Here is a 21,918-nt window from a genome sequence, read left to right on the forward strand (position 1 = left end):
ATCCTGGAAGGCATGAGCTTCTCCGTGGGACAGGTCTCGCGCCTGGCCGGGATCACGGTGCGTACCCTGCACCACTACGACGAGATCGGCCTGCTGTCGCCGACGATGCGCACCAGCGCCGGCTACCGCCGCTACACCGACGACGACCTGGTACGGCTCCAGCAGATCCTCTTCTACCGCGAGCTCGACTTCGGGCTGGAGGAGATCGCCGTCATCCTCGACGACCCCGGCGCCGACGAGCTGACCCACCTGCGCCGCCAGCACGAACTGCTCCTGCGGCGCCGCGACCGCGTCCAGGACCTGGTCGCCGCCGTCGAGCTGGCCATGCAGGCATGTACCCGGCACATCAGGCTCACCCCGGAGGAACGATTCGAGGTGTTCGGCACCTTCCGCCCCGAAGACCACGACGCCGAGGTGGAGCGGCGCTGGGGCGGCAGCAAGGAGTTCGAGCAGTCACGCCGCCGCGTCGCCTCCTACACCAAGGCCGACTGGCTGCAGCTCAAAGCCGAGGCCGCGACCCTCAACGACGACCTGGTGGCGGCGATGAAGGCCGGGCTGCCCGCCGACGACGAACGCGTGCTCGCCCTGGCCGAACGGCACCGCGGCCACATCAGCCGCTGGTTCTACGACTGCTCGCACGACATCCACGCCTGCCTGGCGCAACTGTACGTGGACGATCCGCGCTTCACCGCCTCCATCGACGCGGCGGCGCCGGGCCTGGCCGTCTACCTCAGCCAGGCGATCACGGCCAACGCAGCGAACGCAGCCAGGCGCTCAGCGCGGCGTTGACCTCGGCGGGGCGCTGCAGCGGCGGCAGGTGGCCGGTGCCGGGCAGGTCGACGCGGCGCGCCCCCGCGATGCCGCGCGCCAGCACCGCCGAGACCTCCTGGATGGCGGGCACGTCGTCCAGCCCGTTGATCACCAGCGTGGGCGCGGTGACCTCGCCCAGGCGAGCCTCTGCGGCCAGGTCGTGCTCGACGGGGGCGGGCGCCGACCACTGGCGGGTCAGCAGCCGGGTCAGCATGTCGACGGCCAGCTCCCACACCTGCGGGTCGAGCTCGGCCGGGTCACGGTCGGGGCCGGCCACCTGCCAGGCGGTGTGCGCGCGAGCGTAGGCGGCCACGTCGGCGGGCCGGGGTACGGCACGGCGTTCGCGGTAGGCGGCCAGCCGTTCGGCGGGGACGACGGCGTGCACCCGCTCGCGCACCTGGGCGATCATCTCGGGCGGCCAGGTGTGGCCCGACAGTCCGGAGCTGATCAGGGCCAGGCCGCGCACCCGGTGCGGCTGCGCCAGCGCCGCCTCCACCGCGTAGGAGCCGCCCATCGAACAGCCCACCAGCGCCGCCCGCTGCACGCCGAGCGCGTCCATGACCGCCAGCAGGTCGAGATGGTGGGTGACGGGGCCTGGCGGGTCGTCGGAGTCGCCGTGCCCGCGCCAGTCGTAGGTGATCACCCGGTGGGTGGGGGCCAGGTGGGCGACCTGGTGGTGCCACATGCGCCGGTCGGCGATCCCCGCATGGACCAGCACCACGGCGGGCCCGTCGCCGTGTTCCTCCACCGCCAGGCCGTCGATCTTCTTCATGCCGCCACGCTAGGCCCTGCCCGGCGCCGGCGCGGGACGTGCGTGAGGGTTTTTCAGGCGGCGTGCAGGCCCAGCGCCGCCGCCGTGAGCGGCCTGGCCAGGGAGGGCCGCGTCAGCAGATCCACCGAATCCGACAACTGGTCGGCGCACCCCACCGGCGGCAACGCGGCGATCACCGGGTCGGACACCTGCGCCATCAGCGCCTCAGCGAACCGGTCACCGCCGATCACCCGGAACGGCCGGTCGTGGAAGGGCCGCACCGCCACCTCCAGCGGCTCGGTCAGCTTGATCCGGTTGTGCAGTCCCGCCAGGCGTTCGTAGGCGGCGCACAGGCCCGCCTCCCGCTCCCGCCACGACCGGGCCGCCAGCGCGGCGCCCAGGGCCTCGGCCAGTTCCGCCGAGCCGGGCACCCGCGCCAGCGCGCTGCCCAGCCATTTGGCGTAGGGCGGGTAGCGGCGCCGCATCAGCAGCGCCAGCCGCATCACCTCGCGAGCCAGCCGCGCCCCCACCACCGCCGAGCCCGCCTCGTCGCCCACCTCGCCGCACCGGCCGGGGAAGGGCTCTTCCTGGGCGATGCGCCGCCACTGGCAGGCCAGCACGTACCGCCACACATCGCCGGGATACCAGCGCAGCCGATGCCGTACCGCCTCCAGCTCCCCCAGCCCGTCGTGGAAGACCTCGCCGAGCGTCACCTCCGCCAGGCTCTGCCACGTCGCCGACAGCCAGTCGACCAGCCCCATGCCCTCACGCGGGTCGAACCCGAGCCGCTCACGCAACCACGGCCCCAGCTCCGCCACCTGCACGCCCGGCCCGCGCTGCTCGTGGTAGGCGAAGGTGGTGGGAAAGCCGCCGAAACGTTCGGGCAGGCGGGTGACGATCTGCTCGCGCACCTGCTCCACCGCGCCGGGCTCGACGAACACCAGCACCCTCGGCCCCCAGTCGTGGTCGACCGAGCGCGGGGTGTCGAAGGCCAGCACCTCCGAGCCCGGCCCGATCAGGGCGGCGCTGTGCGGGTACGGCTCGGCCAAGGGGGCGACGACCTGCGTGTAGAAGTCGCGGGACAGATCCATGCCAGGAACGAAACGGTTCATCACCGCCTCACTGTGCCTCGCGGGCATGCCCGGCTTCACCAGGTTTTTCGCGGCGCCGTCCACCACGAGGCCTTCCGGCGTCCGCCAAGGGCGGGCCATGGAGGTCAACTCGCCCGCCGGCGCGCGTCAAGGCACGTCAAGCGGGCACCTGCCGCCGGTAGGGTGCCCGTCAGGTGCCGGGCACCCAGGCGGCGCCCACCCGGCGGCGCACGAAACCGATCCGCTCGTACACCCGCAGCGCCGCGGCGTTGCCGTCGTCGACCATCAGCGCCGCCCTGCCGTACTCCTCGGCCAGCCGCGCCGCGACCCAGCCGCACAGGCGTCCGGCCAGCCCGCGACCACGGACCGAGGTGTCGGTGGCCACCCCCGCCAGCAGCCCGACCGACGGCGCGCTCCACGCGTCGGCCGCGACCGCCACCAGGCGCCCCTGCTCGCGGATGCCGGCCCAGCGCCGCACCCCGGATCCGCCGGGCACGGCGTAGGAGTCGGGCGCGTGAACGGCCAGCAACGCGGCCACCTCCTCGTCGGCCGAGGCGGGCAACCACCCCACCCCCTCGCCGGAGACGGGCGCCGCGGGCCGCGCGAGTGACATCCAGGAGAAACCGGCAGGGCCGTCCAGCGCGTCGAGTTTGCGCACCACGTCGGCGACGAGCTCGGCCTCGCCCAGCGGGCGATACTGGGAGCCGCCCACCGCCAGGGCGTGCTCGACCAGCGGGCACACGTCAGCGGCAGGGCCGTACAGGCCGAGCCGGTCACGGCGCGCGACGTCGGGCGCGGCCACCACCAGCGCCCGCCCCACACTCCACGCCCGCACCCCGCTCGAAGGCGCGCCGAGGTCCTGGGCCAGCCACACCATCAGGTCGTCGTCACCGCACGCCGCCCGCACCTGGCCGGCCGAGGTCAGCTCCCGCATCGAACACCCGCCTCCGGCAGGTCGCGCCTCACAGGATCGCGCCCGGCCGGTAGGCGGCCGCCTGCGGGAAGCCGGCCACCAGCCGCTCCACCCGCGCCGCCACCGCCCGTACCTGGTCGGCCGCCGCACCCGTGAACGACGCCTTGTCGGCCAGCAGCCCCCGCAGCTGCGCCTCGTCCAGCGGGAAACGCTCGTCGCCGCCCAGCCGCGCCAGCAGCGTGTTGGCCGCCCCCTCGCCGCGCATCGCCAGCGCCGCCGCCACCGCGTGCTCCTTGATCAGCTCGTGCGCCTGCTCGCGGCCCACGCCCGCCCGCACGGCCGCCATCAGCATCTTCGTCGTCCCCAGGAACGGCAGATACCGCTCCAGCTCCGCGTCGATGACGGCGGGGAAGGCCCCGAACTCCTCCAGCACCGTCAGCATCGTCTCGACCAGGCCGTCGAAGGCGAAGAACGCGTCCGGCAACGCCACGCGCCGCACCACGCTGCACGACACGTCGCCCTCGTTCCACTGATCGCCGGACAGCTCGGCCGTCATGGAGGCGTAGCCGCGCAGGATCACCATCAACCCGTTGACCCGCTCGCACGAACGCGTGTTCATCTTGTGCGGCATCGCCGAGCTGCCGACCTGCCCCTCGGCGAACCCCTCGGTGACCAGCTCGTGGCCGGCCATCAGCCGGATCGTCCTGGCCAGCGAGCTCGGCGCCGCAGCCAGCTGCACCAGCGCCGAGACCACGTCGTAGTCGAGCGAACGCGGATACACCTGGCCGACACTGTCGAAGGCGTCGGCGAACCCCAGATGCGCCGCCACCCGCCGCTCCAGCTCGGCCAGCTTGCCGCGGTCGCCGCCCAGCAGGTCGAGCATGTCCTGCGACGTGCCGACCGGGCCCTTCACCCCGCGCAGCGGGTAACGCTCCAGCAGCTGCGCCAGCCTGCCGTAGGCGGCCAGCAGCTCGTCGGCGGCGGTGGCGAACCGCTTGCCCAGCGTGGTGGCCTGCGCGGCGACGTTGTGCGACCGCCCCGCCATCACCGTGTCCTCATAGCGGACACCCAGCTCGGCCAGGCGCGCCAGCAACGCCACCACCCGGTCACGCACCAGCAGCAGGCTGTCGCGGATCTGCAACTGCTCCACGTTCTCGGTCAGGTCACGCGAGGTCATGCCCTTGTGGACGTGCTCGTGACCGGCCAGCGCGTTGAACTCCTCGATGCGCGCCTTCACATCGTGACGCGTCACCCGCTCCCGCTCGGCGATCGAGGCCAGGTCGACCTGCTCGACCACCTTGTCGTAGTCGGCCACGACCCCGTCCGGCACGGCCACGCCCAGCTCCGACTGCGCCGACAGCACCGCCAGCCACAACCGGCGCTCGGCGACGACCTTCGCCTCGGGAGACCAGATACGGGCCAGCTCGGCGGAGGCGTAACGAGCGGCGAGCACATTGGGGATACGCGGCTTGGCAGTCACGTTGCCCCAGCCTACCGCCCCGCCCGCCCCCAGATCGGCTCCGGGTACCGGCCCGGCGCCGACCTAGGGCGGGGCGGGTACGGTGGGCGCCATGTCACAGGTCTGGCCGGTCATCACCGCCATGTACGACGCCTACGCTCGCGGCGACCGCGCCGGGGTCGACGCCCTGCTGCACCCCGAGTGCACCATCTTCGACTCCGCCTCGCCCGAGCTGATCACCAGCCGCGCCCAGCTGGAAGCGGTCCGCGACGCCCGCCCCGCATCCGGCCCCGCCTCTGACCCCGCCTCTGACCCCGCCTCTGACCCTGCCGAGATCGGTGTCACCCCGGGCGAACCGGTCATCCAGGAGTGGGGCGACACCGCCGTCGCCGCCTACGTCCTGCGCGTCGACTTCGCGCACGGCGAGCCGGAACTGGTGCGCACCACGACGGTCCTGCGCCGCGACCAGGGCCGCTGGCTCATCGCCCACGTCCACGAGAACACCATCTGACCTGCGCATATACTGGCAGCGCAGGGCGTGGCGCACAGCCCGCCGCGCCACCGCAGGGCGCGATGCACAGCCAGGCGGCAAGGGGGCGGTCCTATGGTTCGCGGCATACCCCTCGCTAGGAGCGCCATGACCGCCACCGGATCCGACACCAGCACCCGCACGCTGCCCATCGGCGCGGCCTTCGACCGCATGCCGTTCACCCGCCGGCACGTGCTGGCGGCCGCGGCCCTGTTCATCGCCTTCGTCATCGAATCGTGGGAACAGCTGGCCCTCATCTACGTCTCGGCCGACCTCGGCCCCGCCTTCGGCATCGACGAAGGCGGCATCGGCCTGGTGCTGTCGGCGGTGGCGTTCGGCATGATCCCCGGCGTGCTCATCTGGGGGCCGGTCGCCGACCGCATCGGCCGCCGCCCCACCTGCTTCTGGTCGCTGATCGCCTACGGCGTCATCGCCCTGGCCTCCGCGTTCGCGCCGAACCTGGGCGTCCTGCTCACCCTGCGCGTCGCCTCCGGCCTGGCCCTGGCCGGCGTCTACACCATCACCTTCCCCTACTTCCTGGAACTGCTGCCCACCAAGCAGCGCGGCAAGGCGGCCGTCTACCTGTCCATCGGCTGGCCCATCGGCATGCTCGCCGCCATCGGCGCCTCCGTCGCCCTCGGCGACCTGGGCTGGCACGTCGTCGTCATCGCCAGCGCCGCCGCGGGCCTGTGGGCCTTCGCCATCCGCGCCTGGGTGCCCGAATCGCCGTACTGGCTGGCCGCCCGCGGACGCCAGGACGAAGCCCGCGCCGTCCTGGCCCGCCTCGGCAGCCCCGACACCGGCCCCGGCACCACCTACACCGTCGACACCCGCCAGCTCGGCAACCCCCTCGGCCTGTTCCGCGGCGGCCTCGCCAAGATCACCATCGTGATGCTGGTGCTGAACTTCGCCTTCAACTGGGGCTACTGGGGCCTGCAGACCTGGCTGCCCACCCTCCTCATGGACCGCGGCCTGACCATGTCGGCCTCGCTCGGCTTCGCCGCCCTGTCAGCCCTCATGATGATCCCCGGCTACATCAGCGCCTCCCTGCTGACCGCCCGCTACGGCCGCAAGAAGATCTTCCTCCTGTACGTCGTCGCCGCCGTCGCCGGCGGGCTGTGGTTCGCCACCGCCGGCTCCACCTGGCAGCTGTACGCCGGAAACTTCGTGCTGTCGTTCTTCTCCCTGGGCGCCTGGGGCGTGTGGAACACCTGGAACGGCGAGTTCTACCCGACGGCACTGCGCGGCACCGGCTACTCCTGGGCCACCGCCGCCCAGCTCGTCGCCACCACCATCGCCCCCTCCGCCGTCGGCGCCCTGCTCGCCGGCGCCACCGGCTTCACCCCCACGATGCTCATCATCAACGCGTTCATGCTGCTCACCGCCCTGCTGGCGCTGCCGCTGCCGGAAACCGAAGGACGCGAGCTGACATGATCGGCGGCCTCGCGACGCTACGGCGAGCCACCGCGCTCGCCGTAGTCCGCGACGGCCTACCGATCCACCTGAGCCCCCACCTGAGCCCCCTCCGGGCCGATCCCGGCTCCCCTCCGGGATCGGCCACCCCCGCTTCCACCTCGCCGGCAGACCCGTCGCCGCTCGACCAGCTGTCCGCCCCGGCGCTCGAAGCCGCCCTGCGCGACACCCTCGCCCGAGCCCCCGGACTCAAAGCCGTCTGCCTGGCCGTCGACCTGCCACCCGGCCACGGGGCGCCCGTCGCCGCCGTCCGCATCGGCGGCCCCTGCCCGCCCGCCCTGGCCCCCCGCCTCGGCATCGGCCACACCACCGCCACCGGCAGCGTCGCCACCATCGTCCGAGGCGGCCACGACCTGACCGGACGCCCCCTCGCCCCGCTCGACCTGCCCGCCCTGCGCCACTTCGCGCTCACCTGCGGCCTGCGCGACTTCGCCGTCACCGCCACCGGCTCGCCCGTCCTGGCCGACCACGAACTCCAGGCCGCCGCCGCCATCGCCGACGAGGTGCCCGGCGCCCGCATCACCCTGTCCTACGAGTACGGCAGAGCGGGCCTGCGCGAGCGCGAACAGTGGGCCATCGCCAACGCCGCCCTGTGCCCCGCCGCCTCCCGGCTGGCCGACCACGTCACCCGCCTGCTCCACGGCCTGCCGCTCTACCTCGCCCGCACCGGCGACGGCCTGGTCTCGGCCCACTACTTCCGCCGCTACCCCCTCACCTGCGCCGAAGGCGCCACCACCAGCCTCAGCCACGCCCAGCAAGCCCTCGACCACCGCACCGCCCCCACCACACCCGGCGCCGGCCGTACGACACCCGGCGACGCCAGCCGTACGACGCTCACCCCCGCCCAGTGCGCCGCCTACGGAGCCACGCTCGCCGTCCCCATGGCCGGAGTCGAACGCATCGTGCGCGCCCGCGGCACCGCCGAGCTCGACCGCGCCGTCGGCGACGCCCAAGACGAAGCCCTGACCCGCGTCCTGTCCGCCGGCGCCGTCCCCGGCTCGGCCCGCGTCTCGTCGGTCGCCGTCAACCCGCTGTCGTACCTGCCCGACGGCCTGTTCCGGCTGCGAGTGCGCGCCGAGGGAGCCACCCCATGACCGACCCCACTGGCCCGACCGGCCCGACCGGCCCGACCGGCTCGTACGGCGACGCAGAGCCGGCCGCGCCCGCCCGCATCGACCGCGCCAACCTGCCCGCCTACGCCACCGGAGCCGGTCTCCTGGCCACCGGCGCCGCCGAGTCGGCCTTCGCCCTCGTGCGCGACTGGGCCCACGACATCCTGGCCACCGGCGTCCCCCTCATCACCCCCGCCGACCTGCCACCCGACGCCCTGTGCGTCGTGGTCACCCTCGTCGGCTCCACCACCGCCCTGGCCGAGCAACTGCCCACCGGCGACGAACCCGCCCGCGCCATCCACGCCCTCGAACGCCGCACCGGCACCCCCGCCGCCGCCATCGCCGCGCTCAACCTCGCCGCCGAGAACGCCATCCTGCCCCTCATCGCCGCCGCCCAGCTCGGCCTGCCGCTCGTCGACGGCGACGGCACGGGCCGCGTCTTCCCCCTCGTCGAACAGACCACCTACACCCTGGCCGGCCTCAGCCCGGCACCCCTGGCCCTGGCCGGCGCCGCCGGAGACCTCGTCCTGCTCGAAACCGGCCGCGTCGAGGCCACCCTGCGACCGGTGGTGCTGTCGATGGGCGGCTGGGCGGTCGCGGCCTGCTACCCGATGCGCGCCGACGACCTGGCCCGCGCCATCGTCCCCGGCACCGTCAGCCGCCTCCTGCACGCCGGCAAACCCGACACGCCTGGCGGCTCCGACCACACCGACCGCCCCGGCCACACCGACCGCCCCGGCCACACCGACCGCGCCCATCTCACCCGTCGCGCCGACCGGTCCCTGGCGGCGCCGTACGGGGTGAGCCGTCTGGCCGTGGGCGTCATCACCGCCGTCGACGGCGTCTACCACCACACCCTCGACGCCCCCGCCACCGGCCTGCCCTCCCTGCCCTCCAGCGTCGTCGTCCGCGAAAGCGACGGCCTGCAACGCCAGATCCGCCTCGAAGCGCACAACGAATTCGTCCTCGCCCTGGCCGACGGGGCCCTGGCCGCCACCGCGCCCGACCAGATCTGCCTGGTCTCGCTCGCCGACGGCCAGGTGATCGACGTCGACCGGGCCGAACCCGGCATGGAAGTGGAGGTCCTCGTCGTGAGAGCCGCCCCGATGTGGCACACCGAGCAGGGGCGCGCCCTCGGCGGCCTGCCCGCCTTCGGGATCACCCTGTGAAGCCGCGGGCACCCGGACGCCCATCCGGAGACCCAGCCGGGCGCTCAGCCGTACGCGCGGCCGGGTGGGAGACGCCGGTCACCGTCGCCGAACTCGTCGACGCCGGCCCGTTGACCGGAGCCCGCATGTTCGGCGACGGCGACAGCCCCGTCCACCAGGTGCGCATCGTCGACGAGCTGTCGGTGATGGCCTCCGTCGGCCCGCACACCGCCGTCGTGCTCACCGGTTCGGCGGCGCGCGGCGGGTGGGCGGTGGAGATGGCCATGCGCCGCGCCTGGGAGCAGGCCGCCGCCTGCGTCATCGCCCCCGCCGGCGCCGCCGGGGCCGGGTCGGGCGAACTGCTGGCCGAACGCCTCGGGGTGACGCTGGTGTTCGTCGAGGAGGACCCGCTGGTGACCGCCGTCCGCGTCGCCTCGGCCGCGGCCAGCCCGCAGGCGGCGCGCACCCAGCTGCTCGCCCGCTGCGCCACCCGCCTGGCCGAGGCGGGGGCGTCGGCGCGCAGCGTGCTGGGGGTGCTCAACGCCGAGCTGCCCGGTACGGCGGTGGCGCTGGTGGACGTTCACGGCACCGTACTGGCGGGCAGACGCGCCGCCGTACCGGATGCCACGCCGCACAACACGAGCGGCAAGATGCTGGCCGAGCTGCTCGTGCCCGGCCCCGACGGCAGCGTGCTGGGGCGGCTGGTGGCCACCGGCGCGCCTCGATCGCCGGTGTGGGCGCCGGTGGTCGCCGCCGTCCTCGGCCTGGCCGTCGCACCGCTGACGGCGTGGGCGGCCACCGAGCGGCTGCGCGCCGAACGTTCCTTCGCCTGGCAGCAGGCCCTGGCCGAACGCCTGCTCGCCGACGCGCACGAGGAAGACCCCCGGACGCAAGCAGAACCCGCCACGACAGGGGAGCGGCTCCCCGACGCCAGGACCAAAGCCGCCGACGCCACGGCCGAGGCCGCCGCGCTCGGCTGGAGCGTGCACGGCCCCCTGACCGCCTTCCTCCTCACCGCCCACGCCCCGCACGCCGTCGACGACGCCACCGCCCGGGCCGCCCTCACCCACGCCCTCGGACCCGTCCCGGTGCTGCGACGCGACGGCGGATGGGCCGGATGGTCGCCGCAGCCGCCCGACCGGCTGGCCGCCGACCTCGCCCGCGCGCTCGCCACGCTCCCGCACCCCGCCTCGGCGGGCCTCGCCGCACCCGCCCCCGGCCTGCGCACCCTGGCCCAGGCGCTGCTCGGCGCGCACGCAGCCGCCCTCGTCGCAGCCCCTGGCGCGGTCGCCCGCGCCGACCGCATGGGCCCGGCGGAACTGCTGGCCGCCCTGCCCGCCGCCGTCCTCGGCCCGCCCGCCCACGTGGTGCTCGCCCCGCTCCTGCAGGCCGACCGCGACGGCACGCTGCTGCGCACCCTGGCCGCGGTGCTGGGCGAGGGCGGACCGCTGCGCGCCGCCGACAAGCTCGGCGTGCACCGCAACACCGTCACCACCCGCCTGGAACGTGTCCGCGCCGCGGGCTACGACCTGGACGACCCGGCCACCCGCCTGGCCCTGCACCTGGCCGTCCACCTGCACACCAGCACGTGAGCGCCGGGATCAGCCCGCCGTGCCGTACCCGCCGCCACCGCCGGACTCGCACCGCAGCACGTCGCCCGCCTTCACCGGCAGCGCGTTGACCTTCAGCATGCGCCGCTCGCCCGCCGTCCCCGGGTTCAGGCACACCGACGGCGGCACGCCCGCGCCCCCGCCGGACAGCCCCCACGCCGGCGTCACCGACCGCTCGAACCACAACGACAACGACGTCGGCCCCAGGAACTCGTACTCACGCACCACCCCGTCGCCGCCCCGCCACCGACCGGAGCCGCCGCTGCCCGGCCGCATCTCATACCGGCGCACCCGCACCGGGAACAACGTCTCCAGCACCTCGATCGGCATGTCCCGCAGGTCGCCGTTCACGTTGTTGATCAACGCGCTCTCGCCGTCGCCGCCCTCCCAGGCGCCCCACCCGCCGACGGTCGCCTCCTGCGAGACGTACAGCTTGCCGGTGCGCGGATCGGTGCCGGCGAACTGCACGATCATCGAATCGCCGTACGAAGCGGCCGCCGCCTTGCCCGGCAGCACCGGCGCCAGCGCCTTGACCACCAGGTCGATCAGCAACCCCAGATGCGAGTAGTAGTACTGGCAGGCCGCCGGCGAGCGCGCCGCCAGCATCGAACCGGGCCGCGTCCGCACCGTCAGGGGACGGAACGAGCCGCCGTTCAACGGCACCTCGCCCGACACCAGCAGCTTGTAGGCGACCCGCACCGCCGCCACCGCCTGGGCGGCGCCGCAGTTCACCGGACCCGTCGCCTGGTCGGCGCAGTCGGTCAGATCCACCGCGACGCCGTCGCCCGCCACCGTGACCGTCACGTTCACCGGCAGCGGCGCCTCCAGGTCGATGCCGTCGTTGTCGAGGAAGCCGCCCGCCCGGTACACCCCGTCGGGGATCGCGGCGATCGCCTCGCGCTCCAGCCGCTCGGTCTGCGCGAAGATCTCGTCGCGGGCGGCCATCACCGTCTCCACCCCCCACCGCGACACGATCTCGGCCAGCCGCCGCTGCCCGGTCATCGCGCACGCCACCTGCGCCCGCATGTCACCCAGCGTCGCGTGCGGGAAACGCACGTTGCGGGCGATCACCTCGTGCAGGTCACGGCACGGCTCACCACCGGCGTAGATCTTCACCGGGCCCAGCCGCAGCCCCTCCTGGAAGATCGACGTGGAGTCCATGGACCCGCCGGGATCCTTCGACCCCATGTCGAGCCAGTGCGCCCGCGACGCCGCGAACCCCACCAGCTCACCCTCCACGAAGATCGGGCCGTAGACGGTCACGTCGTTGAGGTGGGTGCCGCCGATGTAGGAGTCGTTCAGCACCCACACATCGCCCGGCGACCACACCTGCCTGCCGTACAGCCGCTCGGTCTCGCGCGTGCACACCTCCAGGTTGCCCAGGAAGATCGGCAACCCCGACGACTGGCCGAGCACGTTGTGCTCGCGATCCAGCAACGCCACCGCGCAGTCCTTGGCCTCGTAGATCACCGGCGTGTACGACGAGCGGATCAGCGTCGTGTTCATGTCCTGCGCCGCCTGCAGCAACGCGCAACGGATGATCTCCGTCGTGACCGGGTCGATCATGATGCCACCTTGATGATGAGAAAGCCGAACTCGTCGACCGACACCAGGCACCCCGGCGGCACCACCGTCGTGGCCGTCTCCTCCACCACGACCGCCGGACCCGCCAGTTCCCCGCTCAGCGCCGCCCGCCGCACCACCGGCGTCTGGTGCTCGACCCCGTCGAACACCACCGTCCGCACCGCCGCCGCGTGCTCCAGCGCCACCGGCGGCGCGGCCTGCGCCCGGGGGAAGGACCCCAGTCCCGTCGAGCGCAGCAACACGAACTCCACCGCCGCCTCCGGCGTCGCATGCCCGTAACGCGCGGTGTGCGCCTCGGCGTAGCGGGCCGCGATCCGCTCCAGGAACCCCGGCGAGGCCGGCTCCTCGGCCGACCGCAGCGGGATGGTCAGCGTGTAATCCTGACCCTCGTAGCGCATGTCGACCGCGTGCTCCACCCGGCGCCGCTCCCCGGCCACCCCCTGACCTGCCAGCTCACGCAACGCCGACGCCTCCAGCCGCGCCAGCGCCCCCGCCATCGCCGGACCGTCCAGATCGTCCTGCTGGCGGAAATGCGGCTCGGTCAGATCCCGCCGCACATCGGCCTCCAGCATCCCCCACGCCGAGAACGCGCCGGGGAACCGCGGCACCACCACCTCACCGATGCCCAGCTCCCGCGCGATGAACGCCGCGTGCATCGCCCCCGCCCCGCCGAACGCCACCAGCGAGAACGCCCGCGGCTCGATCCCATGCTCCACCGTGATCGTCCGGATCGCCTGCGCCATCTTCGCGTTGGCCACCTGACAGATGCCCTCCGCCAGCCGTACCGGCTCCATGCCCAGCTCGCCCGCCAGCCCCGACACCGCGGCCGACGCCGCCCCCACGTCCAAGCTCATCAGCCCGCCCGCGAACCACTCGGGATCCACCCGGCCCAGCACCACGTTCGCGTCCGTCACCGTCGGCCGCATCCCCCCGCGCCCGTAACACGCGGGCCCCGGCACCGCGCCCGCCGACTCCGGGCCCACCCGCAACGCCCCCGCCTCCGCATAGGCCAGCGACCCGCCGCCGGCGCCGATCGTGTGCAGGTTCACGATCGGCATCAGCACCGGGAACCCCTCGATCGACGCCTCCGTCGCGATATCCGGCCGGCCGTCGACCACCAGCGACACATCGAACGACGTGCCGCCCATGTCCACGCAGATCGCGTTACGCCGGCCCCCCAGCAGCCGCGCCACCGCCACCCCGCCCATCGTGCCGCCCACCGGCCCCGACAGCAGCGTCTGCAACGGCCGCGCCATCGCATGAGCGGCGTTGACCAGCCCGCCCGACGACTGCATCACATGCACCGGCACCCCGAGCCCCCGCTCGGCGAAACGCGCCCCGATCCCCGCCAGATACCGCCGCACCACCGGACCCGTGTACGCCTCCAGCACCGCGCTGGAGGTGCGCTCGTACTCGCGCCACTCGCGCGCCGCCTCGTGCGACAGCACCACCAGCACCCGATCGCCCAGCTCCTCGCGCAGGATCTCGCCCGCCCGCACCTCGTGCACCGGATCGGCGTAGGAGAACAGCAGGCACACCGCCACCGCGTCGAAGCCCTCCTCCAGCGCCCGCCGCGCCGCCCGCCGCACCGCCTTCTCATCCAGCGGCGCCAGCTCCCGGCCCCGCCAGTCCAGCCGCCCGCCGGCCTCCATCACCCGCTCACGCGGCACCAGCGGCACCGGCTTGCGATAGCGCAGGTCGAACATGCGCGTACGGTTACCACGCGCGATCTGGTAGACGTCGGCGGCGCCCTCACTCGTCAGCAGCAACACCTTCGCGCCCTTGCGCTCCAGCAGCGCGTTGAGACCCTGCGTGGTGCCGTGCACGAAGAAGGAGATGTCAGCCGGATCGGCCCCCACCCTGTCCAGCGCCGCGAACACGCCCTCGGCCAGGTCGCCGGGCGTACTCGGCGCCTTCGACGCCACCACCTGCCCGGAACGCTCGTCGTAGCGGACCACATCGGTGAAGGTGCCGCCGATGTCCATGGCGACGCGAAAAGTCATGCAGCCACGCTATGGCGCGCACCCCGGTGGACGGCAGTGCCAACTGCACAACCCCCGACCCCGGAGTGGGCGACATGCCCGACAATGGGTCACGTGACGGCCTTCGCCTGCGCCGCCTGCGACATCCTCCTGACCGCGCCCCTGTCCCGCGTCACCCTGCCCGTCCACGCCCACCAACGCTGGGGACACGACCTGATGGGCGTCCTCATGGAACCCGGCACCTACGCCGTCGACCCCCACCACAGGCACGCCCCCGGAGCCATCGTCATCGCCCCGGGCGACATCCGCGACACCGTCCTGATACCGGACAGATGCTTCGGCATGTGCTGCGGGACCGACGAAGGCCACGGCCCCAACCTCGCCTGCCTCCGATGCGGCACCCCGGTCGCGGTCCGCATCGACGACTGCGGCCGATGGCAGAGCACCTGGCTCCACCCACCCGCCGTCCGCACCGTCCCAGGCCCAGAACTCCCCATCATCGCCTGGGACGACCTGGCCCCCGGCACCCCACCAGTCCACCCCTCCGGCGCATGGAACCCGATGTGGGCCGCCGCCATCGCCGAAACCCTCGCCCACATCCTGGCCCTGTCGGACGGCGCCGCGCTCACCCTGCCCCACGGCCTGCTCTCCGACACCCTGCGCATCCCCCTCGACGCCCTGCTCCCGCACAAGCCACCCGCCACCACCCCACCCAGGACGCTCGCCCTGGCCGGACCAGGCCTGCCCGCCGCCCCCGGCACCCCCGCCACCATCGCGATCGTCCCGCGCCATCCGCAGACCGGCCACCTCTGGAGCCCCGGCGACACCACCCCGGTCGCCCCGCTCGCCGCGGAGGTCTGGACCTACCTCGCCCACCCCCACGACCGCATCCCAGCCCCGATCGCCGGCACCCTGCCCGACGACGGCGGCTACACCCGCGCACGGCTGCCCTACTTCACCTTCCAGCCGGACCGGGACGTCTTCCTCGCCACCCTCGCCCGCCTGCCCCAACTCCAGCAACCCTGGCTGCGCGCCATCCACGACCAGGTCAACGTCCGGCCCTACGCCCGGCCCTTCTAAGCCCTCTAGGGTCTCACCGGGTTTCTGAGCACCTCGGTGAGGGCCGAAATGCTCTGATCGCCATAGCCCGCCTCAGCCGCCCGCCTCACCAGGCCGTGCAGCGGGGCCAGCCACGCCGTGTCGACGTTCGTCTCCTTGGCCAGATCCTCATCGTGGGATTCCCCCGCCAGGAAAAGGTTCACCGAGGAGGCGGCGTCGCCGTAGTCACCGCTGTCGATCTCCTTGGCGTAGATCGGCAACAGGGACTTGATCATGTCCAGCCACTTGCCTGCGAAACGCACCATCGTGTCCACCTCCCGCCCACGCGCCTGTACGGCGGCGGCGCCCTGGAAGAAGCCGACGAGCGCCGGCAGCAACATGGCGCCCACCGCCATCTCGTACAAGGCGGCGAGGTCGGCCTCGTCGCCAAGGTGGACGGTGTCACCCCCCAGCACCCGCAGCACAGCCTCGAACTCCTCGAAGACCGCCCTGTCGCCGCTGTAGTACAACAGGGTGTCGGCCGCTCCCACGGCCGAGGGCACGTTCTTGACCGCCCCGGCCAGGAACCGCGCGCCCTGGCCAAGGGCCCAAACGGCCATCTCACGGGCACCGGCCGGGGAACCGCTGTTGAGCGTGACCAGAGCCCGCCCACGCAACGACGCACCGGCCGGGCTCAACGCCAACCGGGTGTCCTCGAACGTGGTCAGGCAGGTGACGACCAGCGGAGCCGCCGTCACCGCATCCTCGACGGCCTCCACATGCCTGGCACCCATGGCGACGAGCGGCGCGGCCTTGGCAGCCGTCCTGTTCCAGACATGGGTCGGATGCCCGGCCCTGACGAACGACTCGGCCAGCGCCGAACCCATCGAACCCAGCCCGATGACGCTCACCGGCGTCACATTCCTTGCGATCATGTGCGAACTCCAGTCACAGAGACACCAAAGCGGTCTCATCCATGCTGGCCGGAGCACCCGCATTACCTCAAGTACCGACATTCTTGCCAGGTACTGACATGAATGTAAGCATGAGCTGGTGAAACGGACATTCACCTGCGGCCTCGACGCCGCCATCGCCGTCATGGGAGGCAAGTGGAAAGGGCTCATCCTCTTCGCACTCCAGGACGGCCCCCTGCGCTTCGGCGAACTGCGGCGCGCGGTGCCCGGCATCAGCGAACGAGTACTGATCCTGCAGCTGCGCGAGATGGAGACCACCGGGCTGCTGCATCGCGAGGTCTACCACCAGGTCCCGCCAAAGGTGGAGTACTCCCTCACCGACTTCGGACACTCCCTGAACACCGCGATGGCACCCCTCGGAGAGTGGGGCGAGCAGCACCTCGACCACATCGAAAACATCCCATGGGACCAAGCCGGATGAACTCACGAGAAACGCCCGGCACCCCCGCGAACGGGGACACCGGGCGTCTCTCGCAAAGAGATCAGCCGACCGGGACCGGCGTCTTGTCCGGCTCCGGAGCCACCTGCTTCGGCTTGCCGCCGAACCGCTCCTTCGTCCGCTCCACCATCACGTACAACGTCGGCACCAGCACCAACGTCAGCAGCGTCGACGACACCAGACCACCGATCACCACGATCGCCAGCGGCTTGGAGATGAACCCGCCCGACCCCGTCACACCCAACGCCATCGGCGTCAGCGCGCAGATCGTCGCCACCGCCGTCATCAGGATCGGACGCAACCGCCGGCGGCCACCCTCCAGCACCGCCTCCACGATCCCCATGCCCTGCTCCCGATACTGGTTGATCAGGTCGATGAGCACGATCGCGTTGGTCACCACGATGCCGATCAGCATCAGCATGCCGATCAGAGCCGGCACACCCATCGGCGTGTCCGTCGCCACCAGCAGACCCACCGCGCCCGTCGCCGCGAACGGCACCGACACCAGCAGGATCAGCGGCTGCACGAAACTACGGAACGTCGCCACCATGATCATGAACACGATCGCGATCGCCGCCAGCATCGCCAGACCCAGATCGCCGAACGCCTCCTGCTGATCGGCCGACACGCCACCCAGCTCGTAATTCACACCCAGCGTGTCGAGCTTGGCCTGCAGCGCCGTCGTCACCGCACCCAGATCGGCCGCATCCGCCTTAGCCGACACCGTCGCAGAACGCTCACCATCGATGCGCGTCACCTGCGTCGGACCGTCGACCTCCTCCACATCCGCCACCGACGACAGCTTCACCATCCCGGAAGCCGTCGGCAGCTGCAGCTTGCGCACCGCATCCAAATCCTCGGGCGCCTCACCCACCCGCAACACCAGGCTCGACGCCCGGCCGTCCAGGCTCACCTGACCCAGCGGAGCACCACGGAAGGCCTGCGCCACCGTCTGACCGATCTGCGCCTCGCTCAACCCTCGAGCAGCGGCCTTCTCCCGATCGACCCGTACCTCGATCCGCGGCGCCGACGCCTCCAGGTTCGACGACACCTCACGAAGCCCCGGCACATCCTTCATCGCCGCAGCCACACTGTCGGCAGCAGACCTCAGCCCCGCCGCATCAGCACCACGCACGATCACCTCGACGCCGTCGGAAGCGAAACCGCCACCGCCCTGACCGCCGACCGACACCTCACCGACACCCGACATCTTGCCGAGCTCCGAGCGCAGCCGCTCCTCAACCGCCGGCGTGTCCGTACCCTCAGCGACGGTCACCGAGTACGACACCCGATCGGCGCCACCACCCAGCCCGCCCATCATGGCGTTGCCGCCACCGACGGTCACCTGGTACGAGTCGACCTCGTCGATACCCGCCAGCAGCTCCTCGACCTTCTTCGCCGCCTTGTCGGACGTCTCCAGGTCGGTGCCCACCGGCATCCGCTGCGTCATCGAGATCGTGTCCTGACCGGCCGAATCGATGAAGTTCGTCTGCAGACTGCCCGCCATCCCCATCGTCCCGGCGAACACCAGCACACCGATGAGCAACGTCACCAGACGACGACGCGTCGCGAACCGCAACACCGGCAGGTACATGCGCTGCAACGGAGAACGCAGCTCCTTGTCCTGCACCGCCTGCGCCTCCGCCGGCGACAGCGGCTTGGCCTTCAGGAACCAGAACGCCAGCACCGGGATCACCGTCAGCGACACCACCAGCGACGCCAGCAACGCCACCGTCACCGTGATCGCGAACGGCGCGAACAACTCACCCACCATGCCGCCGACGAACGCGATCGGCGCGAACACCGCCACCGTCGTCAACGTCGAGGCGGTCACCGCACCCGACACCTCACGCACCGCCGTCACGATCGCGGCCCGCTTGGCCTCGCCGTACCCGAGATGTCGTTTGATGTTCTCCAGCACCACGATCGAGTCGTCGACCACCCGGCCCACCGCGATCGTCAGCGCGCCCAGCGTGAGCATGTTCAGCGAATAGTCGCCCGCCCACAACACGATCAGCGCGATCACCACCGACATCGGGATCGACACCGCCGTCACCAACGTCGAACGCACCGACAACAGGAACACCAAGATGATCAGTACGGCGAAGCCCAGACCCAGCAGACCCTCGGTCGCCAGATCCTCGATCGAGCGCTCCACGTACGGCGCCTGGTCGAAGATCACATCCACCCGGCTGTCGGAGGAGTCACCCAGCTGACGCGTCAACGCCGGAAGCTGCTCACGCACCTCGTGCGAGATCGCCACCGCGTTCCCGTCGGGCTTCATCGTGATCGACACACCCAGGCTCGCCTTGCCGTTGGTCCGCGTCAACGCGGTCGCATCGGCCAGCTTGCGCTCGATGAAGGCGACATCACCCAGCTTGACGGGCGGCAACGGCTTCGGCGTGGCAGTAGGCACGGCGGCAGGCCGCTGCTGCGTACCAAGCTGACCAGTCTGACCAGGCTGACCCTGCTGACCAGGACGCCCCTGCTGCTGAGCCGGCTGCTGCAACGACGGCTGCTGAGGCGTCAGGTACAGATCCTTCAGCTTCTCGATCGAATCCACCCGCGACCCGACCTGCACCGTCAGCGTCCGATCATCGGACGTGAGCGACCCCGCCGGAATCGGCGTGCCGTTGGCCCGCAGCACCTCGGGAATCTGCGCCGGCGACACCCCCGCCACCAACATCTTGCCCAGATCCGGCGTGATGACCACCTGCTCGTCACGCACACCCGTGACCGTCGCCTCACGCACACCCTCGATCGCCTGCAACTCAGGGATCATGATCGTGCGCAGCTTGTCGGCCATCGCCCGCTCGTCGCCGCCGTCACCGACCGCCAGCACCAGCACCGGGATGTCGTCCGTCGACCCCGCCACCACCTGCGGATCCACCGAATCCGGCAACGGCGCCCTGCTGACCGCCTGCTGCATCTTGCTCACAGCCGCGTCCATGTCGGTGCCGTAGGCGAACGCCACCTGGATCTGCGTCATGCCTTCCTTGGAGGTGGAGGTCACCTCCTCCACACCCTCCAAGCCGGCGAAGGAATCCTCGATCGGCTTGGCCACCTGCTCCTCGACGATCTCGGGAGAAGCGCCGGGGTAGGCTGCCATCACAAAGGCGCCAGGGAACGACAACGACGGGAACAACTGCTGCTTCAGCTGCGGGATGGTGAACACCCCGAACGCGCTGAGCACCAGCGAGATCAACACCACCAGGCTGCGGTTGGCCAGACTAGCCCGCGCCAATCCAGTCATGCGGGACCCCCTCCAAGAGTTCGCCCCACCCTAACACTTTGCCTTGCCCAAATATTTAGCCTCACCTGGGCTTCCTGATAACCTTCTCAGGAAGCGAGAGGTGAGAGTGAGCGACGAACGCGAAGAGCTGATCAAACGCATCGGGGAATCCCAGCGCCACCTGGCACGAGCCTTCGCCCGGCACCGTTCACCCCTGGCCACCAGCAACCTCACCATGCGCCAGCTGCACGTGCTGATGTTCCTGGCCGTCACCGGCTCGGCCTCGGGCCGCGACATCGCCGCCAGCCTCGGCGTCAGCCTGGGCACCGTCACCGGCATCGTCGACCGCCTCGTCGCCCAGGAGCTCGTCGACCGCCACGAGGACCCACGCGACCGGCGCGTGCGCCGGGTGGAGCTGACCGAAGCGGGCCGCGCGATGCTCGAAGAGATCAACAACGCCGGCCTGGAGCACTACCGCCGGATCATGGAACGCCTCGACACCGACACCCTGCGCGCCCTCGACCACGTCACCGGGAAGATCCTGGCCGCCTTCGACGAAGGTGATTTCGGCAGTTAAGAGGGGTAGTTTTCTGCCAGCCGAGCGGCTTTACTTTGTAGATTAACAAGGGGAGCGAGCAGGCACACCACCGACACCGCCGCCACCAGCACCCGGTAGTCCACCCACAACGCCAGCAACGCCCCCGCACCCACCGACACCAGCTGCCCGGCACCCGCCACCGCGTCGTAGGCGGTCGAGACCCGCCCCATCACCTCATCGGGACTGCGCCGCTGCAGCAACGTCCGCATCGCCACCCCGCTCAGCGTCAGCCCGGCACCCGCCAGCGCCATCGCCCCCACCATCACCGCCTCGACCGGCACCAGCCACAAACCGATCGCCAGGCCGTACAAGAACACCCCCGCACCCACCATCGCCGGCTCCCCGAACCTGGCCACCAGCCGCGCCGACCCCAGCCCGCACCCCACCGCGCCCACCCCCAGCGCCACCGAAGTGAACGCGGTGAACTCCGGCCCGCGCCCCAGCGCCTCGATCACCGCGAAGATCAGCGACTCCGTCGCCCCCGCCACCAGGAAGAACAGGCTCAGGCACGCCATCGCCCTGCGCAGCACCGGCTCACCCCACACGTGCCGCGCGCCCGCGCCCACCTCCACCCGCAGGCTCACCCACGCCCGGCGCGGCGGCCGCGGCACCGACGGGAGCATCGCGAAACACCCCGCCGCCACCACGAACGTCAGCACGTCGAACACCACCACCGACCACAACCCCACCCCGGCGTACAACGCCACGCCCAGCAGCGGCCCCAGCAACCGCAGCCCCTGCCGCGTCGAGGTCAGCAACGCGTTGGCCCCCGCCAGCTCCCGCGCCGGCAACATGCCCTTCAGCAACCCCGCCAGCGCCGAGAAGATCACCGTGTACGACAGGCCCATCCCCACCGCCACCGGATACACCAGCCACGCCGTCGACCGCCCCGACACCAGCGCCAGCGGCGAGACCGCCACCGCCGAGACCAGGCACGCCACCATCAGGAGCCGCCGCCGATCGACCCGGTCGATCACCACCCCCAGCAGCGGAGCGAACACCATCGGCACCGTGAAGAACAACAACACCAGCCCGGCCGCGCTGTTGGAGCCCGTCAGCGTCTTGGCCAGGATCGCCGGCATCAGCAGCAGCGACGCATCGCCCAGCATGCTGGCCGCCAGGCCCGCGAACACCCACCGGAAGTCGCGCCTGGCCAGCACAGCCATCCACCCAGC

Annotated in this window: 18 protein-coding genes; 9 read left to right on the forward strand and 9 right to left on the reverse strand. The window is 72.0% G+C overall.

Annotation, left to right across the window (positions count from 1 at the left end):
- The first annotated feature begins 12 nt into the window (after positions 1-12).
- Positions 13-789: a MerR family transcriptional regulator gene (locus tag ACIBH1_RS12610; protein WP_397313809.1), complete on the forward strand. Its 777-nt coding sequence runs from the start codon at positions 13-15 to the stop codon at positions 787-789.
- Here the strand turns inward: ACIBH1_RS12610 and ACIBH1_RS12615 are convergent.
- The 4 genes from ACIBH1_RS12615 to purB all read right to left on the reverse strand — a co-directional run bounded on the left by ACIBH1_RS12615 (position 743) and on the right by purB (position 5,045).
- Entirely contained in the window at positions 743-1,582 is an 840-nt protein-coding gene (locus ACIBH1_RS12615) for an alpha/beta fold hydrolase (RefSeq protein WP_397313810.1), read from the reverse strand. The genes ACIBH1_RS12610 and ACIBH1_RS12615 overlap by 47 nt on opposite strands.
- Before the next feature lie 53 nt (positions 1,583-1,635).
- On the reverse strand, positions 1,636-2,652 hold the full coding sequence (locus tag ACIBH1_RS12620) for a DUF4037 domain-containing protein (RefSeq protein ID WP_397313811.1): 1,017 nt from the start codon (positions 2,650-2,652) through the stop codon (positions 1,636-1,638).
- A 190-nt stretch (positions 2,653-2,842) separates the two neighbouring features.
- Positions 2,843-3,586, reverse strand: a complete 744-nt coding sequence (locus tag ACIBH1_RS12625; protein ID WP_397313812.1) for a GNAT family N-acetyltransferase — start codon at positions 3,584-3,586, stop codon at positions 2,843-2,845.
- Positions 3,587-3,614: 28 nt separating this feature from the next.
- A complete protein-coding gene (gene purB / locus ACIBH1_RS12630; RefSeq protein ID WP_397313813.1) occupies positions 3,615-5,045 on the reverse strand; it encodes an adenylosuccinate lyase in 1,431 nt (476 codons plus the stop codon).
- 91 nt (positions 5,046-5,136) lie between these two features.
- Between purB and ACIBH1_RS12635 the strand changes: the two genes are divergently transcribed.
- From ACIBH1_RS12635 to ACIBH1_RS12655, 5 genes are all read left to right on the forward strand, one after another.
- Positions 5,137-5,535, forward strand: a complete 399-nt coding sequence (locus tag ACIBH1_RS12635; protein WP_397313814.1) for a nuclear transport factor 2 family protein — start codon at positions 5,137-5,139, stop codon at positions 5,533-5,535.
- A gap of 126 nt (positions 5,536-5,661) precedes the next feature.
- Positions 5,662-6,987, forward strand: a complete 1,326-nt coding sequence (locus ACIBH1_RS12640; RefSeq protein WP_397313815.1) for an MFS transporter — start codon at positions 5,662-5,664, stop codon at positions 6,985-6,987.
- Positions 6,984-8,120, forward strand: coding sequence for a hypothetical protein (locus tag ACIBH1_RS12645; protein WP_397313816.1), 1,137 nt, complete (start codon positions 6,984-6,986; stop codon positions 8,118-8,120). Before ACIBH1_RS12640 ends, ACIBH1_RS12645 begins: the two co-directional genes overlap by 4 nt.
- A complete protein-coding gene (locus ACIBH1_RS12650; RefSeq protein WP_397313817.1) occupies positions 8,117-9,307 on the forward strand; it encodes a DUF917 domain-containing protein in 1,191 nt (396 codons plus the stop codon). The genes ACIBH1_RS12645 and ACIBH1_RS12650 overlap by 4 nt, the downstream gene beginning before the upstream one ends.
- A complete protein-coding gene (locus tag ACIBH1_RS12655; RefSeq protein WP_397313818.1) occupies positions 9,304-10,878 on the forward strand; it encodes a helix-turn-helix domain-containing protein in 1,575 nt (524 codons plus the stop codon). Before ACIBH1_RS12650 ends, ACIBH1_RS12655 begins: the two co-directional genes overlap by 4 nt.
- Before the next feature lie 9 nt (positions 10,879-10,887).
- On the opposite strand, the gene ACIBH1_RS12660 is transcribed toward ACIBH1_RS12655, so the two are convergent.
- Positions 10,888-12,462, reverse strand: coding sequence for a hydantoinase B/oxoprolinase family protein (locus tag ACIBH1_RS12660; RefSeq protein ID WP_397313819.1), 1,575 nt, complete (start codon positions 12,460-12,462; stop codon positions 10,888-10,890).
- Positions 12,459-14,483: a hydantoinase/oxoprolinase family protein gene (locus tag ACIBH1_RS12665; RefSeq protein WP_397313820.1), complete on the reverse strand. Its 2,025-nt coding sequence runs from the start codon at positions 14,481-14,483 to the stop codon at positions 12,459-12,461. The genes ACIBH1_RS12660 and ACIBH1_RS12665 overlap by 4 nt, the downstream gene beginning before the upstream one ends.
- Positions 14,484-14,576: 93 nt before the next feature.
- Between ACIBH1_RS12665 and ACIBH1_RS12670 the strand changes: the two genes are divergently transcribed.
- Positions 14,577-15,542, forward strand: coding sequence for a hypothetical protein (locus tag ACIBH1_RS12670; protein ID WP_397313821.1), 966 nt, complete (start codon positions 14,577-14,579; stop codon positions 15,540-15,542).
- 5 nt (positions 15,543-15,547) lie between these two features.
- Here ACIBH1_RS12670 and ACIBH1_RS12675 read toward each other — a convergent pair whose 3' ends face one another.
- Positions 15,548-16,435: an NAD(P)-dependent oxidoreductase gene (locus ACIBH1_RS12675; RefSeq protein WP_397313822.1), complete on the reverse strand. Its 888-nt coding sequence runs from the start codon at positions 16,433-16,435 to the stop codon at positions 15,548-15,550.
- 115 nt (positions 16,436-16,550) lie between these two features.
- Here ACIBH1_RS12675 and ACIBH1_RS12680 point away from each other — a divergent pair, with 115 nt between their 5' ends.
- Positions 16,551-16,895: a winged helix-turn-helix transcriptional regulator gene (locus tag ACIBH1_RS12680; protein ID WP_397313941.1), complete on the forward strand. Its 345-nt coding sequence runs from the start codon at positions 16,551-16,553 to the stop codon at positions 16,893-16,895.
- Between the two features lie 61 nt (positions 16,896-16,956).
- On the opposite strand, the gene ACIBH1_RS12685 is transcribed toward ACIBH1_RS12680, so the two are convergent.
- Positions 16,957-20,166 carry an efflux RND transporter permease subunit gene (locus ACIBH1_RS12685; protein WP_397313823.1) on the reverse strand — a complete coding sequence of 1,070 codons (3,210 nt, stop codon included), beginning with the start codon at positions 20,164-20,166 and terminating at the stop codon, positions 16,957-16,959.
- Between the two features lie 100 nt (positions 20,167-20,266).
- Here ACIBH1_RS12685 and ACIBH1_RS12690 point away from each other — a divergent pair, with 100 nt between their 5' ends.
- Positions 20,267-20,722 (forward strand): MarR family winged helix-turn-helix transcriptional regulator, encoded by a 456-nt coding sequence (locus ACIBH1_RS12690; protein WP_397313824.1) that lies wholly within the window; start codon positions 20,267-20,269, stop codon positions 20,720-20,722.
- Here ACIBH1_RS12690 and ACIBH1_RS12695 read toward each other — a convergent pair.
- Positions 20,719-21,909: an MFS transporter gene (locus ACIBH1_RS12695; protein WP_397313825.1), complete on the reverse strand. Its 1,191-nt coding sequence runs from the start codon at positions 21,907-21,909 to the stop codon at positions 20,719-20,721. The genes ACIBH1_RS12690 and ACIBH1_RS12695 overlap by 4 nt on opposite strands.
- Positions 21,910-21,918 lie beyond the last annotated feature (9 nt).

Source organism: Nonomuraea sp. NPDC050663, assembly GCF_044456985.1.
In the GTDB taxonomy this organism is placed as follows: Bacteria; Actinomycetota; Actinomycetes; order Streptosporangiales; family Streptosporangiaceae; genus Nonomuraea.

Bases quoted from the DNA above. Each gene is read 5' to 3' on its own strand.
- ACIBH1_RS12660 (WP_397313819.1), bottom strand. From the start codon at position 12,462: ATGATCGACCCGGTCACGACGGAGATCATCCGTTGCGCGTTGCTGCAG.
- ACIBH1_RS12695 (WP_397313825.1), bottom strand. From the start codon at position 21,909: ATGGCTGTGCTGGCCAGGCGCGACTTCCGGTGGGTGTTCGCGGGCCTG.
- ACIBH1_RS12675 (WP_397313822.1), bottom strand. From the start codon at position 16,435: ATGATCGCAAGGAATGTGACGCCGGTGAGCGTCATCGGGCTGGGTTCG.
- ACIBH1_RS12650 (WP_397313817.1), top strand. From the start codon at position 8,117: ATGACCGACCCCACTGGCCCGACCGGCCCGACCGGCCCGACCGGCTCG.
- ACIBH1_RS12640 (WP_397313815.1), top strand. From the start codon at position 5,662: ATGACCGCCACCGGATCCGACACCAGCACCCGCACGCTGCCCATCGGC.
- ACIBH1_RS12615 (WP_397313810.1), bottom strand. From the start codon at position 1,582: ATGAAGAAGATCGACGGCCTGGCGGTGGAGGAACACGGCGACGGGCCC.
- ACIBH1_RS12685 (WP_397313823.1), bottom strand. From the start codon at position 20,166: ATGACTGGATTGGCGCGGGCTAGTCTGGCCAACCGCAGCCTGGTGGTG.
- ACIBH1_RS12635 (WP_397313814.1), top strand. From the start codon at position 5,137: ATGTCACAGGTCTGGCCGGTCATCACCGCCATGTACGACGCCTACGCT.
- ACIBH1_RS12645 (WP_397313816.1), top strand. From the start codon at position 6,984: ATGATCGGCGGCCTCGCGACGCTACGGCGAGCCACCGCGCTCGCCGTA.
- ACIBH1_RS12620 (WP_397313811.1), bottom strand. From the start codon at position 2,652: ATGGATCTGTCCCGCGACTTCTACACGCAGGTCGTCGCCCCCTTGGCC.
- ACIBH1_RS12665 (WP_397313820.1), bottom strand. From the start codon at position 14,483: ATGACTTTTCGCGTCGCCATGGACATCGGCGGCACCTTCACCGATGTG.
- ACIBH1_RS12625 (WP_397313812.1), bottom strand. From the start codon at position 3,586: ATGCGGGAGCTGACCTCGGCCGGCCAGGTGCGGGCGGCGTGCGGTGAC.
- ACIBH1_RS12610 (WP_397313809.1), top strand. From the start codon at position 13: ATGAGCTTCTCCGTGGGACAGGTCTCGCGCCTGGCCGGGATCACGGTG.